This window comes from Aquabacter sp., from assembly GCF_965279295.1.
In the GTDB taxonomy this organism is placed as follows: Bacteria; Pseudomonadota; Alphaproteobacteria; order Rhizobiales; family Xanthobacteraceae; genus Aquabacter.
In genome coordinates this window covers 476,722-494,256 of sequence record NZ_CBDIHQ010000016.1, presented here as the reverse complement: position 1 = coordinate 494,256, position 17,535 = coordinate 476,722, and the positions used below count along the sequence as shown (strand labels likewise).

Here is a 17,535-nt window from a genome sequence, read left to right as displayed (position 1 = left end):
CACGCGCTCCTCGGGGATCACCAGCAGCCCCATCTTGCGGAACGCCGTGCCGAGGCTGCGCTTGGCGGTGAGGGCGGCGAGCGGCACCGAAAGAACGAGGCCAAGGATCACCGGGCTCATCCACCAGAACAGCGGCGCCGCGATCAGATAGGCCACCACGCCGAGGAAGAGCCCCAGCAATCCCTGCCCGCCGTAGCGCCGCAGAATATCGCCGAACGGCACGCTGCCATCGTCACGCTGCTGCGGCTGCCATCCGGAATCGCGGCCAAGCAGAATGCCGATCACTCCGCCCGACTGCACCAGCATCATGACCGGGGCCAATAGGCCGGAGATCACCGTCTCCACCAGCATGCTGAAGAAGGCGCCGACCACCCCGAAGCCGCGACGACGCCGCGCATCGAACAGCATGATGACGTAGGAAATCAGCTTCGGCGCCAGCAAGATGCCCATTGTTCCGACGAACACCCAGGCGGCGCGCACCGGGTCCTGCGCCGGCCAGCTCGGGAACAGGGCGAAGCCATCGGGGAAATAGTCCGGCGGCACGAACCGCCCCTGGATCGAGATCATCAGGCCCACCAGCAGAAGGGCGAGCCAGAGCGGCGCGGTGATGTAGCAGCCGATGCCGGTGAGGAGATGCAGCCGGCTGATCAAATTCAGCCCCCGCGCCGGCAGCACGGCGGCGTGCTGGAGGTTGCCCTGGCACCAGCGCCGGTCGCGCACCGCAAGGTCCGTCAGGGAGGGCGGTCCTTCCTCGTAGCTGCCCTCCAGCCACGGCACCATATGCACCGCCCAGCCGCCGCGCCGGATCAGCGCCGCCTCGATGAAATCATGGCTCATGATATGGCCGCCGAACGGCTTGCGGCCCTTCAGGTGCGGCAGTCCCGCCTCTTCTGCGAAGGCGCGGGTGCGGATGATGGCATTATGCCCCCAGTAATTCCCCTCCGACCCATGCCACCAGGCAAGGCCGTGGGCGAGCAGCGGGCCATAGAGCCGGCCGGCGAACTGCTGGGTGCGGGCAAACAGCGTGCGCCCGCCGATGATCGCCGGCAAAGTCTGGATCAGCCCGACGCCGGGATGGCGCTCCATAGCGGCGGCGAGGCGCACCACGGTATCGCCGGTCATCAAGCTGTCGGCGTCCAGCACCAGCATGAACTCATAGGCGCCGCCGAACCGCGTCACCCATTCCCCGATATTGCCGGCCTTGCGGTCGATGTTTTTGGCGCGGCGGCGATAGAAGATGCGGCCATGACCGGCGGTGCGCTCGCGCAGGGCGAGGAACCCGGCTTCCTCTCGCACCCAGACGTCGGCGTCCGTGGTGTCGGAAAGGATGAACACATCGAAATGGGCGATCGCGCCCGCCTGTTCGATGGATTCGTAGATTGCCTCCAGCCCAGCCAGCACCCGTTCCGGCGCCTCGTTATAGGTCGGCATCAGCAAGGCGGTGCGCGCGGTGAGGCTGGGAAGCGGGTCAGCAGGGTCGATGCCGAGCGGCCCGCCGCCATGACGCAACAGCGAGAAGACGCCGCCCACCGCGCTGGTGAAAGAAAAGGCGATCCAGGCGGAGAGCATGACGAACAGTGCCAGCACCACTCCTTCCGGCCAGGACAGGCCGCCGACCGAAAGCACAAGATACATCTCGCGGGCCGCGAACAGCGCGAGCGCAGCAGCCCCTCCAATGACGAACGCGCGGCGCGCGAACAGCCCCGCCGGCGCGGTGGCCGGCCGGCACGTCTTCTCCGGAGCCACCCGCAGCGACTGAACAGGCATCTGCAACGGCGTTTCAGACGGCAAGGCCGCCGGCACCGCGACACGCCCCGCATCAGCGGGATCGGCGGATGTCTGGAAGGTGGGCACCCCGGCTATGCCTTCCATCGATAGACCCACACCTCGGAGATCACCTGGTCATCGCGGGTCAGTTGCGCCCGCAATTCAGCCGCCGTGTCGCCCTGGGGCGGTTCCAGCACGAAGGAGAGGCGCGCGCCCTGGATTTCCGGATTGGGCTGCAACACCACGTCGCGCACGGTGCCGCCGGTGCTGGTCACTTCGGCCTTGAGCTTCGCGGGGTCGAAGTTTTTGAGGGCATCCCCCACCACATCCACCACGAACAAGCGCCCCTGCGCGGCGCCGCCGGTGCGGGTGGTACCGAAGCGGGCAAGCTTGTTGCCGTCCGGCTGGTCCCAGCCCCAATGCAGGCGGTAGGTGTAGGAATATTCCCCGCCCTTGCGCAGCGGCTCCTTGGGGCGCCAGAAGGCGACGATATTGTCGTGGATCTCCTCGCGGGTGGGGATCTCGATGAGATGCACCGCCCCCTGCCCCCAGTCGCCGATTGGCTCGACCCAGACGCTGGGGCGCTTCTCATAGCGCGCTTCCAGGTCCTGATAGTCGAAGAACGATCGCTGGCGCTGCATCAGGCCGAAGCCGCGCGTGTTGGTGTCGCTGAAGATCGAGAATTCCAGGTGGCGCGGGTTCTGCAGCGGCCGCCAGAGCCGCTCGCCCCGCCCGTTAACGATGGACAGCGCATCCGCGTCGCACACCATGGGGCGGAAATCGTCCACGTTGTCGCGGTCGTTGGGGCCGAAGAAGAACATGGAGGTCAGCGTGCCGATGCCCGCCTCCTCGATATCCACCCGGGGATAGAGCGACATCTCCACCGCCATGTTGGTGGTCTCGCCAGGGCGGATCGTAAAACGGAACGAGGCGGTGGCGCTCTGGCTATCGAGCAGCGCATGCAGTACCACCGAATCCCCGCCCGGCGGCGGACGCTCGATCCAATAGGCGACGAACAGCGGGAATTCCTCGCCCGCCGGATTCCCGGTCTTCACCGACAGCCCGCGCGCCGAGGAGCCATAGACCTGCCCCTTGGCCACCGCGCGGAAATAGCTCGCGCCCTGGAAGGCCGCGACTTCGTCGTAATAGTCCGGCCGGTTCATGGGGGCGTGAAGGCGAAAACCGGAGAAGCCGAGATTCTCCTTCGGGTCGGGCGCCACCACCCCATGCTCAAAGCGGAACATGTCGGGGTTGTAGACCAGCGGCCGCGCCAGCCCGTCCGCCACCACCGAGATGTCCACTTTGTCGCGAAACAGGAAGCCGCGAGAGAGAAGCTGCATCTCGAACGGCAGCTTGTCGCCGCGCCAGATCGCCTTGTCCGGATTGAAGCGGATGTTGCGATATTCGTCGTAGCTCAGCTTGTCGAGCTGCGCCGGCAGCTTCTGGTCCGGCGCCTTGAAGGGTTTCTGCGCCCGCTCGCGCGCCATCTGGCGCACGGTGTAGGCATCGAACGGCACACCGGCCGCCTTGTCCTGTGCGGCGGGCTTGTCCTGCGCCTGCGCGGTCGCAATCAAGCCGCTCCAGAACGAATGGCCGAGTGCCGCCACGGCGGGAACCAAGGCCGCAGCCTGTACGAATTCGCGACGGCGCATGCATGACTCTTCTGAAAGGAGAAACCGTGCGGCGCAACCCGACACGCGACGACTTTCGCGCTGCACCAGAGCTTAACTGTGGCGTTGGGGATCGGTTCCCATCGGGAACCTGGGCGGGACGTCGCACGCGCGGTCGCATCCGCGAGCCCGAAGGACGCTTCAGAAGTGGCTGTAGCTGCCGGCGCCGAAATCGAGCGTGCCGCCGAATCCATCCAGCAGATCCAGCCCGCTGCCGGGGCGGGTCTGGCCGACGATCGTGGCCGGGACACCGGCTGCGGCGGCATCGATGAGGAACGCCGACACCCGCTCCAGCGGAACAGTGGCGGCGATTTCGTAATCGTCTCCCCCCGTCAGCGCGATACGCAGCAGGGTCGGATCGCCAGCAATGGCGGCAGCGGCGGCAAGGGAGAGCGGAACACGGCCGGCATCGATCCAGCCAGCGCAGCCGGAGGCATCCAGCATCTTTGCGACATCGCCGACCAAACCGTCCGAAATGTCCATGGCGGCACTGGCATACGAGCGCAAGATGGACGCGAGGGCGAGGCGCGGCTGCGGATGCAGATACCGGTCCGCGAGATGCGCCCGCTGCATCTCCACCAATCCGAGAAAGCCCGCAAGACCCGGCTCAAGCCGCAGCTTTAGGCCGAGTGCGGCATCGCCGATCGAGCCGGTGACGACGATGGCCTGTCCCGCCGCCGCCCGCGTGCGCGGCACGAAGCGGCCCTTCGGCACCGTGCCGAACGCGGTGATCGAAAGCGTCAGCGGACCGGGTGTGGTGACCGTATCGCCCCCCAGGATCGGGCAGGCGTAAAGCGCGGTATCCGCGCCGAGGCCGATGGTGAACGCCTTCATCCAGCCTTCGCTCGTCCCGCGCGGGATCGCAAGCGCCAGCAGCGCGCCGAGCGGGACCGCGCCCTTGGCCGCGAGATCGGAGAGGTTCACCCGCAGCGCCTTGCGCGCGATGGAGGCGGGCGGATCATCGGGAAAGAAATGCACCCCGGCAACCAGCGCATCCTTGGTGAGGACGAGGTCCATACCAGGCGGCGGCGACAGCAGCGCCGCATCGTCCATGAGACCCAATGCGGAAGGATCCGTGGCGAGCGGACGGAGATAGCGGGCGATGAAACGGTCTTCGCCGGTCCCGCCCGCGTCCATCTCAGGCCGCTCCCGGCCGTGAGAACTCGTCCGCGCGCAGGTCCCGCGCCAACGAATCCAGCACCGCGTTGACCATGCCGGTCTCGTCCTTGTCGAGGAAGGCACCCGCGACGTTGACATATTCCGCGATCACCACCCGCGCCGGCACATCCGGGCGGCTGAGCAGTTCATAGGCGCCGGCCCGGAGCGAGGCGCGCAGCACGGTCTCGACCCGGCGCAGCGGCCAGCCCTGGGAGAGGGCGTTGTCGACCATGGGGTCGATCTGCATCTGCTCGCGCAGCACCCCTTCCACGACATCGCGGAACAGCCTGAGGTCGGCGTCCGGATACTGCGTGCCCTCGACTTCCTGGCCCAGCCAATGGCTCTCGAACTGGGCGAGGATTTCGTTCACCGGCGTGGCGGCGACATCCATCTGGTAGAGCGCCTGCACCGCACCGAGGCGGGCCGCGCTCTTCTTCATGGGTTTCGGGACATCGCTCATGCCATCACCCGCCGCTTGAGGCGCAGCAGCGCCAGCGCCGCATGAGCGGCACCGCCGCCCTTATCGCCTTCGCCGACGCGCGCCCGTTCCCAGGCCTGCGCCTCGGTGTCCACGGTGAGAATGCCGTTGCCGAGCGGAATGCCGTGACCCAGCGCCAGATCCATCAGGCCGCGCGCGGATTCCCCCGCGACGATCTCGAAATGGTAGGTCTCGCCACGGATCACGCAACCAAGGCCGACCACCGCCTCGAACGGCCGGCCGTTGAGGTCGGCGCCTTCGAGTGCGATCTCCACCGCAACCGGCACCTCGAGGGCGCCCGGCACGGTCACGACCTCGACCTCGGCGCCGGCCGCTTCCAGCACGGCCCGGGCGCCGGCCAGCAATTCATCGGCGAGCGCCTCGTAATAGCGCCCCTCCACGATCAGCACGCGGGCGCCGGATACCGTCTCGGCCGCCACGTCCACGCGATCGTTGCGTGTGATAACCATCACATATGTCTCCTGAACTCGGCGCGAGGGGTACTAGGCCCGGGGGAACTCTGCAAGCCGCGCGGCGTAGCGCGCCATCAGATCGACCTCCAGATTGACCCGATCCCCCGCACCGACATCGCCCCAGGTGGTCACTGCGAGGGTATGGGGAATGAGTAGGCAGGAGAAGGTATTCCCTTCGACCACATTGACCGTCAGCGACGTGCCGTCGAGGCACACGGAGCCTTTGGCGGCGATGAAGCGCGCCAGCGGATCGGGCGCCTCGAACAGGAAGCGGCTGGTCTCTCCCAGGTCCTCGCGCGACACCACGATAATGGCGGCATCGACGTGCCCCGTGACGAGATGTCCCCCCAATTCCGCGCCCATGGCAAGCGCCCGCTCCAGGTTCAGCCGCCGGCCAGGTGTCCACACGGCGGCGGTGGTGATCGATAGGGTTTCCGGGGCCGCGTCCACCGTGAACAGTGTGCCGAACGGTCCACCCTCCTCCACCGCCGTCACGGTGAGGCAGACGCCGGAACACGAGATGGACGCGCCGATATCGATGGTGGCCGCGTCATAGCGCGTGGCGATGGTGAGGGTACGGACATCGTTATGCGCCTTGATGGCGGTGATCTGTCCGAGGTCGGTGACGATGCCCGTGAACATGGTGCCTGCCGATCGCGCGATCCGGCGCTGTGTTCTCGCCACGGCCGGATCGGATTGGGGTCGAAGATGCTGGCCTGTACTAGGCCGATGCCCCCGCCTTTGTCGATGCACCCTCAGCCGGGCTGGTGTCCCTGCCGCGCATTGGAGCCATGCACAATATGCGTCCCGACCGAGCGCGTTGAAATCGTCAAAATGAAATCTGCGGTTTCTCAGCCCCGTCAGCGCGTCGGTCTCGGCTTGATGTCTCAGGTCGGAGATCAGGTCATTGTCGAAGCTGCGGAAGGTCGCAAAACGTGACACTTAACGACGCCACAACCTCAGTATCTGGTCATCCCCAGCCTCGCTCGCTTCCACCACGGCAAAACCCACCGGCGCCGTCAGGCGATGAAGCGGCCGCCCGGCAAGGGCATCGACCGCCCCCTCCCCCAGGACCAGCTGGCTCTGGAACACCGCCACCTCATCCACCAGCTCAGTGTCCAGCAGCGCGGCGGCAAGGTGCGGTCCGCCTTCCACCATCAGGCGCGTGACCCCGAGCAGGCCGAGCAGCTTCATCACCGCATCGAGATCGAGCCGGCCATTGGCCGCACGCGGCGTCCGCAGCACCTCGACGCCGAGGTCCACCAGGGCGCGCTCGCGATGAACCGGCGCATCCTCGGCGCAGATTACCCACAGCGGCATCTCGGCGGCGGTGCGCACCACTTGAGAACTCAAAGACAGCCGCAAATCCCCGTCGAGGACGATGCGCACCGGCGAGCGGCCCTCCAGGCCCGGCAGCCGGCAGGTCAGCAGCGGATCATCGGCCAGCGCCGTCCCGATGCCGACCAATATGGCATCGGATGAGGCGCGCATCAGGTGCACCCGCTCGCGCGCCTGCGGCCCGGTGATTGCGGCGGGGCGCGGGCCTGAGAGGCCTGCCTTCCCATCGGCGGAAACCGCCATCTTCAACAGCACATGCGGCCGGCCGCGCGTGACCCGGCTGATATGGCCGGCATGGTCCACGCGCGCCTGCTCGGCGCCGACGCCCACCGTCACCCAGATGCCCGCCGCACGCAGCCGCGCGACGCCGCGCCCGCGCACCCGGTGATCCGGGTCCTCAATCGCCGCCACCACCCGCCGGATGCCGGATGCAATGACCGCATCGGCGCAGGGCGGCGTTCGCCCGTGATGCGAGCAGGGTTCCAACGTGACATAGAGCGTCGCGCCGCGCGCCTCATCGCCCGCCTGGGCCAGCGCCAGCGGCTCGGCATGGGGGCGGCCAGTGGCGGCCGTGCCGGCGGCGCCAAGAATGCGCGGGCCGGAGGGGCTGTGCGCCACCACGACGGCGCCGACGGAGGGGTTTGGCCAGGTGCGTCCCAGCCCCGCCTGCCCGGTCTCCAGCGCGCGCGCCATCAGGCGCTCGTCCTCGTGCGGCGTCATGACGGCGGGGGAAAGGGACACGCTCACTCCGGGATGCGCGGCGTGTCGCCGGGCTCGGCCTGCGGCTCGGACGGCTTGCCGGCCGCCAGTTCGTCGAGCACGCTTTCAAAGTCCTTGGCTTCGCGGAAATTGCGGTAGACCGAGGCGAAGCGCACATAGGCCACGTCGTCGATCCGCTTCAGCTCCCGCATCACCATCTCGCCGATGAATTCGGTGGGAATGTCGGTGTCGATCTTTTCCAGATTGCGCACCACACGGGAGATCAGGGCTTCCACCGTGTCAGGCTCCGCCACCCGCTTGCGCACCGCGATCTGCACCGAGCGCGCCAGCTTCTCCCGGTCGAACCGCTCGCGCCGGCCGGACCGCTTCACGACGGTTAATTCACGCAGTTGCACCCGCTCGAACGTGGTGAAGCGGCCATTGCAGTTTGGGCACACCCGCCTGCGGCGGATGGCCGTGTCCTCCTCGGTGGGGCGGCTGTCCCTGACCTGGGTGTCTTCGTGCCCGCAATAGGGACAGCGCATGCTTGTCGCCCTTCCGACGCCCCGCTCAGCCGTAAATGGGGAAGCGGGCGAGAAGGCTCGAAACCTTCTCCCGAACCGCCTGCTCAACCAGACTATCTTCGTCGACGCCCTTTTGCGAGAGCACGTCCAGCACCTCGGCGATCATGTCGCCGACCTGCTGGAACTCCTTCACGCCAAACCCGCGCGTGGTGCAGGCGGGCGTGCCGAGGCGAACGCCAGAGGTGATCGCGGGCTTCGCCGGGTCGAACGGGATGCCGTTCTTGTTGGTGGTGATGTGTGCGCGCCCAAGCGCGATCTCCGACACCTTGCCGGTGAGGTTCTTGGGGCGCAGGTCCACAAGCATCACATGGGTGTCGGTGCCGCCCGAGACGATGGCGAAGCCGTGGCCGCGCAGGGTCTCGGCCAATGCCTTGGCATTCTCCACCACGTTCTTCGCATAGAGCTTGAACTCGGGCTGCAACGCCTCGCCGAACGCCACCGCCTTGGCGGCGATGACATGCATCAGCGGGCCGCCCTGGATGCCAGGGAAGATCGCCGAATTGATCTTCTTGGCGAGATCCTCGTCATTGGTGAGGATCATGCCGCCGCGCGGGCCGCGCAGGGTCTTGTGGGTGGTGGTGGTAACCACATGGGCATGCGGGAACGGGCTCGGGTGCGCCCCGCCCGCCACCAGGCCGGCGAAGTGCGCCATGTCCACCATGAGCTTGGCGCCCACGCTGTCGGCGATCGCGCGCATCTTGGCGAAGTCGATGATGCGCGGATAGGCGGACCCGCCGGCGACGATCACCTTCGGCTTATGCTGGTCGGCGAGCTTAGCCACCTCGTCATAATCGATGCGCTGGTCGTCCTCGCGCACGCCGTAGGAGACGGGGTTGAACCACTTGCCGGACATGTTCACCGGCGAGCCGTGGGTCAGATGTCCGCCGGCCGCGAGGTTGAGCCCGAGGAAGGTGTCGCCCGGCTGCATCAGTGCGAAAAACACACCCTGGTTCGCCTGACTGCCGGAATTGGGCTGCACATTTGCGAAGCCGCAGTTGAACAGCGTCTTGGCGCGCTCGATGGCGAGCGTCTCGGCCACGTCCACGAACTGGCAGCCGCCGTAATAGCGCCGGCCCGGATAGCCTTCGGCATATTTGTTGGTGAGCACCGAGCCCTGGGCTTCCAGCACCGCGCGGGAAACGATGTTCTCCGAGGCGATCAACTCGATCTCGTCGCGCTGGCGACCCAGCTCCGCCTTTATGGCGGCTGCGATCTCGGCGTCCGTCTCGCTGAGCGAGGCGGAGAAGAAGCGGCTGTTTTCCTCGACGGTGGAGGAAAGGCTTGCATCGTGCGATGCCATGGACGGTCTCCGAAAGTTCCGGCGCGGGGGCCACCGCACTGCGGCACAGGCCCCGGCAGGCGGCTCGCTTATCACAGGGCAGCGCCCAAGTCCAAAGTGGTGAGCCTCTCAAAGGTGAGTGTGAACGAGACGTAAGGTTCCCTCTGGACTCTGCGCTCCCGCGCCGCAATATCGATGGGTCAGGGCATTGCCATGCCGGCTTCGGCCGGCGTTTACGCGCATATTTCGCGCTTAAATTGCTGTAATGGAGTTTTGCGTGGTGGATGCACCCTCGGCTTTCGAGCCCGAAATCTCATTTTTTGCCGGTATCGACGCAAGCGGGGCGGTCGCCCCCATCACGTACGCAACCTGGCGCAGCGACCTGGATTATCCCTCTAACCCCGCGAGCTATGGTTCCACCGCCGAAGTTGTGAAGTGGGGCGCGCCCACTGCCGGCACCCCGGCCACGATCAGCTATTGGTTCGACCCGCAATCCGGCTGGTCCGACATGGAGAAGACCGCCTTTGTCGGCTCCATGGCGGTGTGGTCGGCCGTGGCGAACGTGACCTTCGTTGAAGCCCCGAGCGAAGAGGTCTCCAATTTCCAGATCGTTCGCGGCACCGATGGCCAAGCTTACTGGCTCAGCGGCGTGGATGAGGTCGTCCCGGTGGGCAGCACCACGCTCATTTCGCAGCCGGATCATCATCCGGACAGCGTCACCCGCATTTCAATCGACACCACCGTGCCAGGTTTCGGCCCCATCACCACCGACCTTGCGGTGCGCGGCGGCTTCCCCATCGCGACACTTGTTCATGAGCTCGGGCATGCGCTGGGGCTGGGACATGGCGGGCCCTATGACGGCACCTATGACGCGCTGACGCAGCAGTTCAGCGCCTACGACACCAAGCAGTGGACCATCATGTCCTACATCCTGCCTTGGATACCGGGGAAATATAACCCGACGTACACCGAGACCTTCTGGGGCATCGTCAACAATCCCGACGGCACCCAGTCCAGCGGCATGCCCGTCACGCCGATGATCCTCGATATTATTGCGGTCCAGCGGCTCTACGGCGCGCCGGTCAGCGGCCCGCTCACCTCCGGCGGCCAGATATTCGGCTACAACACCAATATCGAGGGCACGCTGCGGCCCTATTTCGATTTCACGTCCAACCTGACCCCCATCGTCACCCTCTGGGATGGCGGGGTGGGCAACACGCTCGACCTCTCCGGCTATGAGCACGGCAGCAAGATCAGCCTTCAGCCGGGCACGTTTTCCAGCACGGCCGGCATCACCAACAATATCGGCATCGCCTTTGGCACCATCATCGAGACCGCCATCGGCGGCGACGGCAATGACTGGATCATCGGCTCCGACATCGCCAACGTCCTGCGCGGCAATGGCGGCAACGACCTGTTCACCGGCGGCGCCGGGGCGGACCAGATCTATTTCGGCTCCGGCCACAACCGCGTTGTCGACCCATTGGCCGACATGAACGGCGACAGCATCTTCGGCGTGAAGGTCGGAGATTTGTTTGAAATCGGCGGCGGGTGGCTGGGCCGCTCCAGCCTCACACTGGCAAGCACCGGGGACAGCGCCACCTTCGCGTGGGGCAGCAACGCGTTCCATGTGGAAGGCAATCTCACCGGCGGCGCCTTCATGTTCACGCTGCGCGGCACCGAGGCCAGCGCCCACACCGCCATTAATTTCGTGCCGATCCTGCCCACGCTGCACGAGGGGGTGGCCGTGACCCCCGCCAGCATCAATGGGATCGCCAATGAGGCCTTCCTCACCGGCGATGGGCTGACCGCCTTCTCCGTGGAACTCAACGCCGCGATCTCGGCCTACGCGAACATGCTGGGCGTCTACGTCATCTCGGCGGAGGGCGTCGTATCCAATGTCCATATCGTGTTCGAGAACACCTTGTCCGCGAGCATCGGGCAGAACATCACCATCGGCATGCCGGGCGATGGTGATCACTTCGGCTTCTTCCTCATCCAGAACGGCGCAAGCCTCTACGGGAATTTGGCGGACGACCTCTCGTTCCAGGACCCTTACGACCATTCCGCGTACGATGTGCGCTCCGGCGACATACCGCTGCTGTTCAGCCAGAGCGGGGGCTATCTGACGGCGGCGCCGGTGTTCCATTCACTCGCAGACCTCAACACCGACAAGGCCGCCCAAGTGCTCTCCGGCACCGACGCCGCCGGCAACACGCTGTTCATCGGCTTCGAGGACATCCACAACGGCAGCGGCGACAATGACTTTCAGGACGTGGTCATTGCCGTCCACGCCACGGTTGACGGGCTTTTCGTGATTTAGCGCGCCGCCTCCCGCGCCCTCCCCCGCAGGCGGAAGAGCGGCCACCACACGCAACGGGCCCGCTCCGCCTCACTTGGCGTTGAAGTTCACCGGCACGGTCAGGGTAATCACGCCGCCGCCCACTTCAGGCGGCGGGGCCGGGACAGGGGATGCCCGGCGGATCAGATCCATCACTTCGGCATCGAGCGCGGCGGAACCGGCGGAACCGGCGAGGCTCGCGCCCACCACCTTGCCGGAGCGGTCGATGGAGAAGCGCAGACGCGCGGTCCCCTCCTCGTGCCGCGCCCTTGCTTCGGCGGGATAGCGTTTGTGCCGGTTGAGATGCGCCACCAGCATGTTGCGCCAGGTCGCGGGCGCGGCGGAATTGCTGGTGGATGCCCCGGCGTTCGGCGCCGCCGTCGCGGCGGACGGCGCGGCGTCGGAGCGCGGTGCGGCGCTGGTCATCGGCGCCGGCGGCTTGCGCGGCGCGGCCTTCGGCTTGGGCTGCGGCTTCTCCACCGGCTTGGGCGGCGGCGGCTGCTCCACCACCGGCTCGACCGGGCGCGGGGGAGGAAGCAGAGCCTCGGCCAGCGGCGGCGGCGGGGGAAGGTCCGGCAATTCAAGCAAAGGATCGACGATGGGCTGCGGCGGGGGCGTTGTGTCTTCCAACTCCTCCGGCAGATCGGGCACTTCAGGTGCCTGAACCATCTGCGGCCCCGGCGCCACATCCTCAAGCTCGGAGGGCGGCGCGACCGGCAGCGGCGCAAGGTCGATCATCATGGCGGCCGCGGGCGCATCGGTATCTGTTGCGTGGGGCCAGTGAAGCCCGGCATATACCGCTGCCAGATGGGCGAACAGGATGATGGCGCCGGCCGCGAGCCAGCGCGTCATCAACGCGCCGTAGCTGCGGTGATGCGCGTCCTGCTGCGGTGCGTGGTGCCAATCCATCGTGGTCAACGGGGTGCTCCCGCAGCCGGGGCGATGCCTGGCGCGGCCGGTATAGCGCCTGCCGCCGGTGCCGGCGCGGTCGCGCCTTCGAGACCCACGAGCGCGACCTTGAGATAGCCGGCATTACGCAGAAGGTTCATCACCTCCATCACATCGCCATAGGTCACGGCCTTGTCGGCGCGCACGAAAATGCGCTGCTGCCGATCATTATTGGTGGCGGCGTCCAGCACGCGGCCGATGCCGTCGCGGGGCACGGCGTCATTGCCCAGCGCAAGCGTGAGGTCCGTGCTCACGCTCAGGAATATCGGCTTGTCGGGCCGGGGCTGCTGCTGGGCCGTGGAGGTCGGCAGCTCCACCTGGATGTCCACGGTTGCGAGCGGGGCGGCCACCATGAAGATGATCAGCAGAACCAGGATCACGTCGATGAAGGGCGTGACGTTGATCTCGTGGGTTTCGACGAGTTCATCGCCGCCGTGGTCGAGCTTGGCCGACATGCCCTACTCCGCCGCTGCCCGGAGGCGGCCACCGCCGCTCGCCTGCTCGCGGTCGAGATCCCGCGAGAGGTGGCGCATCACTTCCGCCGAGGCGTCGGCGAGCGAAGCCTTGTAGTTGGCGATGGCGCGCGCGAACACGTTGTAGATGATGACAGCCGGAATGGCCGCCACGAGGCCGATGGCGGTGGCGAGCAGCGCCTCGGCGATGCCGGGGGCCACCACCGCGAGATTGGTGGTCTGCGCTTTCGAGATGCCGATGAAGCTGTTCATGATGCCCCACACCGTGCCGAACAGGCCGACGAAGGGCGCGGTCGAGCCGATGGTCGCGAGCAGGCCGGTGCCGAGCACCATGCGCCGGGCGGCGGCGGCCTCGATGCGGTTGATCGAGATTGCGACGCGCTCCTTGATGCCTTCGGCGGCCAGCGAACGGGACACCTCCACCTCTGCGAGCGCGGCGCGGGCGACCACGCCGGCGGCGCCCCCCTGCTTCACCGGAATGGCTTTCACCGCACTGGCGAGGGTGGGCGCCTGGCGCAGGATCTTCAGGCTGTGCCGAACCGCGCGATTGGCCGCGATCAACTCGAAGGTCTTCACCAGCCAGACGGTCCAGGTGACGACGGAGGCGAAGGCGAGGCCGACCATCACCGCCTTCACCACCAAGGCGGCCGCCATGAACATGCCCCACGGCGACAGATCGTGCGGCAGCATCCCATTTGCCGAGGGGGGCAAGGCTTCAGGCAGCGCCGGCATAGGCGCGGCATCAGTGGGTGCCGGCACCGCAGGCGGGACGGGCGCAGGAGCGGCGGTTGGCGTAGCGGTGCCCTGGGCGGGAGCCACCGCCGCGGGCAGAGCCGGCGTCGTCATGGTGGGCGCAGAGGAGAAGGAGGACGCCGTCGGCGCCGGTGCAGCAGCTGGTCTCGCAGGAGCGGCAACCGGAGGTGCGGCGACCGGTTGTGAGGCGGAAGGCGCAGGCGGCGCTACGGCGGGTGTCTGTGCCGGCTGCTGCGCGAAAGCCGCTCCCCCGAGGGCCATGCTCGCAATCAGAACCAGGGCAGGCAGAACCCCGGCAGCCTTGGAAATCCTGCGCGGACATACCAGCGGCATGTCCAAAGTCTCGCGTATCGTCATCGCGCTTCACCGGCGTCAAAAGTAGGGAGCTGGCTTGGCTGGCGATCCGCGCTGCGGAATGGCTGGCTGATCCGCTTATAACGCCGATGCCGTCCCGAGGTTAAGTCTTTTTGCACTGCACGAGACAACGCGCCGCCATGACGCAACGACAACATGACGCAACAGCGCCAACGGATACTCCCGCTCCGTGTGGTGTCCGCATGAGGGCTCGGCGTTAAGCGCAGCCGCTCCCTCCCCCGCAATTGGGAGAGGGACTCATCGCAGCGATCCCTAGGCGGAACCGCGCGGCGCTTTAGGCGGCCTTGGCCAGGGGCGCGAGGGCGCGGAAGGGTTTTCCCGCCTTCAGGTGCGCTTCGATTTCCTCGAGCGTCAGCCCCGCCGTCTCCGGGACATAGCGCGCGGTGAAGACCAGACCGAGCACGCAGACTAAGGCATAGATCGAGAACACGCCGGCCAGCCCGAGCGTGTCGAGCAGCACCGGGAAGGTGAGGACGACGATGAAATTAAACGCCCAATTGGTGATGGAGGCGGCACTCATCCCGAGACCGCGCAGGTGCAGCGGGAAGATTTCCGACATCATCACCCAGGGCAGCGGGCCGATCGCGATGGCGAACGAGGCGATATAGAGCACGAGGCCGATCAGCGAGAGTGCTTGGAGGTCAGGTGATCCCGTGCCCGCCGCCACCGCGATCAGGCCCAGGCTTAACGCCGCCCCGGCGAAGCCGATGAACATCAGCTTGCGCCGGCCGATCCGGTCGATCAGCGCCATCGCCACCAGGGTCATCAGCACATTCACCGCACCGATGCCCAAGGTGGCGAGCAGCTGGGTGCCGCTGCTGCTGAAGCCGGCGTGGGCGAACACGGTGGGCGCGAAATAGATCACGGCATTGATGCCGGAAAGCTGCTGGAGGAAGAACAGGCCCGTCCCCACCACCAGCGCGGGGCGGGCCAGCGGCCCGAGCAGATCCGCCCAGGTCCCGGCTTTTTCCTCCGAACGGGCGGCCGAAGTGATGGCCGCCAGTTCGCTGGTGACGCGCGGGTCGCTCACGCCGCAGCCCTGGATCGAGGCGATGACGCGCCCCGCCTCCGCGTGCCGGCCGCGCTGCACCAGCCAGCGCGGCGTGTCGGAGAGGCGCCACACGCCCACCAGCAGCATCAGCCCCGGCACCACGGCGGTGGCGAACATGACGCGCCAGGAATCATGCAGCGCGAAGCCGACGAGATAGGCGCCGAAAATGCCGAGCGTAATGGCGAGCTGATAGATCGAGACCAGCATGCCGCGCTGCGACGCCGGGGCGGTCTCCGAGATGTAGAGCGGGGCGACCATGGCCGCGACACCGATGGCGATGCCCAGGAACAGGCGGCCGAGGGACAAGACCCAGATGCTGGGCGCGAAGGCGCAGACCAGCGCCCCGGCGATGAACAGCAGCGCCGCCGCCATGAGAAGGCTGCGCCGGCCCCAGGGCGCGGCCAGCATGCCGGCGATGACGGCGCCGACCAGGGCGCCGAGCGGCACTGTGGCGGTCATCAGCCCCTCTTCCAGGGGGCTGATGTCAAATTCGGTATGAAGCGGCCGCAGCGCCCCGGCGATGATGCCCTCGTCGAACCCGAACAGCAGGCCGGCAATGGCCGCAACGCAGGCGATCACATAAATCATGACGCTTCCTCAAGCTCTTCACAGCTTCTGAGGTGTAGACAACGCCCCCTCCGGATGAACGCAACAGAAAACTTCACTCTCCGAAACTTGATGCACCGCGGCATTCAAAGAGGCGCGCGGGATTGACGCGCGGGCCAGCCTCCCGTAACGCCCTGGAACTTCTCAAATGAAATGACAGTCAGCCCCACCGGCATGGTCGAACTCGCGCCTAAAGCCTCGTCCAAGGATGCGCCCCGCATCTCGTTCGTCTCCCTCGGCTGCCCCAAGGCGCTGGTGGACAGCGAGCGCATCATCACGCGCCTGCGGGCCGAGGGTTACGAACTCTCGCGCAACCACGACGGGGCCGACCTCGTCATCGTCAACACCTGCGGCTTCCTCGACAGCGCCAAGGCGGAAAGCCTGGCTGCCATCGGCGATGCGCTGGCAGAGAACGGCAAGGTGGTCGTCACCGGCTGCATGGGCGCCGAGCCCGACCAGATCCGCAAGGTGCATCCCGGCGTGCTCGCCGTCACCGGGCCGCAGCAATATGAGAGCGTGCTCGCCGCCGTCCACGAGGCGGTGCCGCCCCAGCACGATCCGTTCCTCGATCTGGTGCCCGAACACGGCATCAAGCTGACGCCGCGCCACTACGCGTATTTGAAGATTTCCGAGGGCTGCAACAACCGCTGCACCTTCTGCATCATCCCCAAGCTGCGCGGCGATCTCGTCTCGCGCCCTCTCAACGAGGTGATGCGCGAGGCTGAGCGTCTCGTGAACGCGGGGGTGAAGGAACTGCTGGTGATCTCGCAGGACACCTCGGCCTATGGCGTAGACATCAAATACGCCGCCAGCACATGGCGCGAGCGCGAGCGGCAGGCGCGATTCTATGATCTCGCCGAGGCGCTGGGCGAACTCGGCGCGTGGGTGCGGCTGCACTATGTCTACCCCTATCCCCACGTCGACAAGGTCATGGAGCTGATGTCGGCGGGCAAGGTGCTGCCCTATCTCGATATCCCGTTCCAGCACGCGAGCCCCGAGGTGTTGCGGCGCATGAAGCGCCCGGCCTCGCAGGAGAAGACCCTGGCACGCGTCCAGGCGTGGCGCGCCGCCGTGCCGGACCTCACCTTGCGCTCGACCTTCATCGTCGGATTCCCCGGCGAGACCGAGAGCGAATTCCAGGAGCTGTTGTCGTTCCTGGAGGAGGCGGAACTGGACCGCGTGGGCTGCTTCAAGTTCGAGCCCGTGGCCGGCGCGCCCGCCAACATCCTGGCCGATCCGGTGCCGGAAGAGATCAAGACCGAGCGTTACGACCGCCTTATGCGCACCCAGCAGGCGATCTCGGCCCGGCGGCTGAAGCGCAAGGTCGGCACGCGCCAGCAGGTGATTATCGACAGCGTCACCTCAACGGGTGCCATCGGCCGCACCAAGGGCGATGCGCCGGAGATCGACGGGCGGGTGCATGTCGCCTCGCGCCGCCCGCTGCGGGTCGGCGAGATCGCCAGCGTCAAGATCGACGGCGCCGACGCCTACGATCTGCGCGGCACCGCCGTCGGCTTCTGAACACAGGTCGATCCCCGGAGC

The 17,535-nt window shown here is 66.9% G+C and carries 15 protein-coding genes; 2 read left to right on the top strand and 13 right to left on the bottom strand.

The annotated features are described in order from the left end of the window. The 9 genes from mdoH to glyA form a co-directional block, all read right to left on the bottom strand. A partial coding sequence (mdoH, locus tag ADADO0_RS14715) for a glucans biosynthesis glucosyltransferase MdoH (RefSeq protein WP_511305901.1) occupies positions 1-1,872 on the bottom strand: 1,872 nt, incomplete at its 3' end. After that, positions 1,860-3,419 (bottom strand): OpgD/OpgG family glucan biosynthesis protein, encoded by a 1,560-nt coding sequence (locus tag ADADO0_RS14710; RefSeq protein ID WP_511305900.1) that lies wholly within the window; start codon positions 3,417-3,419, stop codon positions 1,860-1,862. The genes mdoH and ADADO0_RS14710, both read right to left, overlap by 13 nt. Positions 3,420-3,578: 159 nt before the next feature. Further along, a complete protein-coding gene (gene thiL, locus ADADO0_RS14705) occupies positions 3,579-4,574 on the bottom strand; it encodes a thiamine-phosphate kinase (RefSeq protein WP_511305899.1) in 996 nt (331 codons plus the stop codon). A 1-nt stretch (position 4,575) separates the two neighbouring features. Then, a complete protein-coding gene (gene nusB, locus ADADO0_RS14700) occupies positions 4,576-5,055 on the bottom strand; it encodes a transcription antitermination factor NusB (RefSeq protein WP_511305898.1) in 480 nt (159 codons plus the stop codon). Beyond that, a complete protein-coding gene (ribH, locus tag ADADO0_RS14695) occupies positions 5,052-5,543 on the bottom strand; it encodes a 6,7-dimethyl-8-ribityllumazine synthase (RefSeq protein ID WP_511305897.1) in 492 nt (163 codons plus the stop codon). The genes nusB and ribH overlap by 4 nt, the downstream gene beginning before the upstream one ends. Positions 5,544-5,576: 33 nt before the next feature. Continuing rightward, a complete protein-coding gene (locus ADADO0_RS14690; RefSeq protein WP_511305921.1) occupies positions 5,577-6,188 on the bottom strand; it encodes a riboflavin synthase in 612 nt (203 codons plus the stop codon). Positions 6,189-6,488: 300 nt separating this feature from the next. Beyond that, complete coding sequence (ribD, locus tag ADADO0_RS14685; protein WP_511305920.1) at positions 6,489-7,604, bottom strand: bifunctional diaminohydroxyphosphoribosylaminopyrimidine deaminase/5-amino-6-(5-phosphoribosylamino)uracil reductase RibD; 1,116 nt, start codon at positions 7,602-7,604, stop codon at positions 6,489-6,491. Between the two features lie 23 nt (positions 7,605-7,627). After that, positions 7,628-8,128, bottom strand: coding sequence for a transcriptional regulator NrdR (nrdR, locus tag ADADO0_RS14680; protein WP_511305896.1), 501 nt, complete (start codon positions 8,126-8,128; stop codon positions 7,628-7,630). 25 nt (positions 8,129-8,153) lie between these two features. Continuing rightward, on the bottom strand, positions 8,154-9,467 hold the full coding sequence (gene glyA / locus ADADO0_RS14675; protein ID WP_511305895.1) for a serine hydroxymethyltransferase: 1,314 nt from the start codon (positions 9,465-9,467) through the stop codon (positions 8,154-8,156). A gap of 256 nt (positions 9,468-9,723) precedes the next feature. On the opposite strand from glyA, the gene ADADO0_RS14670 reads away from it, so the two are divergent. After that, complete coding sequence (locus tag ADADO0_RS14670) at positions 9,724-11,769, top strand: M10 family metallopeptidase C-terminal domain-containing protein (RefSeq protein WP_511305894.1); 2,046 nt, start codon at positions 9,724-9,726, stop codon at positions 11,767-11,769. Between the two features lie 69 nt (positions 11,770-11,838). On the opposite strand, the gene ADADO0_RS14665 is transcribed toward ADADO0_RS14670, so the two are convergent. The 4 genes from ADADO0_RS14665 to ADADO0_RS14650 all read right to left on the bottom strand — a co-directional run bounded on the left by ADADO0_RS14665 (position 11,839) and on the right by ADADO0_RS14650 (position 15,975). Continuing rightward, positions 11,839-12,696, bottom strand: a complete 858-nt coding sequence (locus ADADO0_RS14665; protein ID WP_511305919.1) for an energy transducer TonB family protein — start codon at positions 12,694-12,696, stop codon at positions 11,839-11,841. Between the two features lie 5 nt (positions 12,697-12,701). Beyond that, positions 12,702-13,190, bottom strand: a complete 489-nt coding sequence (gene exbD / locus ADADO0_RS14660) for a TonB system transport protein ExbD (protein WP_511305893.1) — start codon at positions 13,188-13,190, stop codon at positions 12,702-12,704. A gap of 3 nt (positions 13,191-13,193) precedes the next feature. Then, on the bottom strand, positions 13,194-14,054 hold the full coding sequence (gene exbB, locus ADADO0_RS14655; protein ID WP_511305892.1) for a tonB-system energizer ExbB: 861 nt from the start codon (positions 14,052-14,054) through the stop codon (positions 13,194-13,196). A 556-nt stretch (positions 14,055-14,610) separates the two neighbouring features. Beyond that, a complete protein-coding gene (locus ADADO0_RS14650; RefSeq protein WP_511305891.1) occupies positions 14,611-15,975 on the bottom strand; it encodes a sugar porter family MFS transporter in 1,365 nt (454 codons plus the stop codon). Positions 15,976-16,146: 171 nt separating this feature from the next. Between ADADO0_RS14650 and rimO the strand changes: the two genes are divergently transcribed. Next, on the top strand, positions 16,147-17,514 hold the full coding sequence (gene rimO, locus ADADO0_RS14645) for a 30S ribosomal protein S12 methylthiotransferase RimO (protein WP_511305890.1): 1,368 nt from the start codon (positions 16,147-16,149) through the stop codon (positions 17,512-17,514). Positions 17,515-17,535 lie beyond the last annotated feature (21 nt).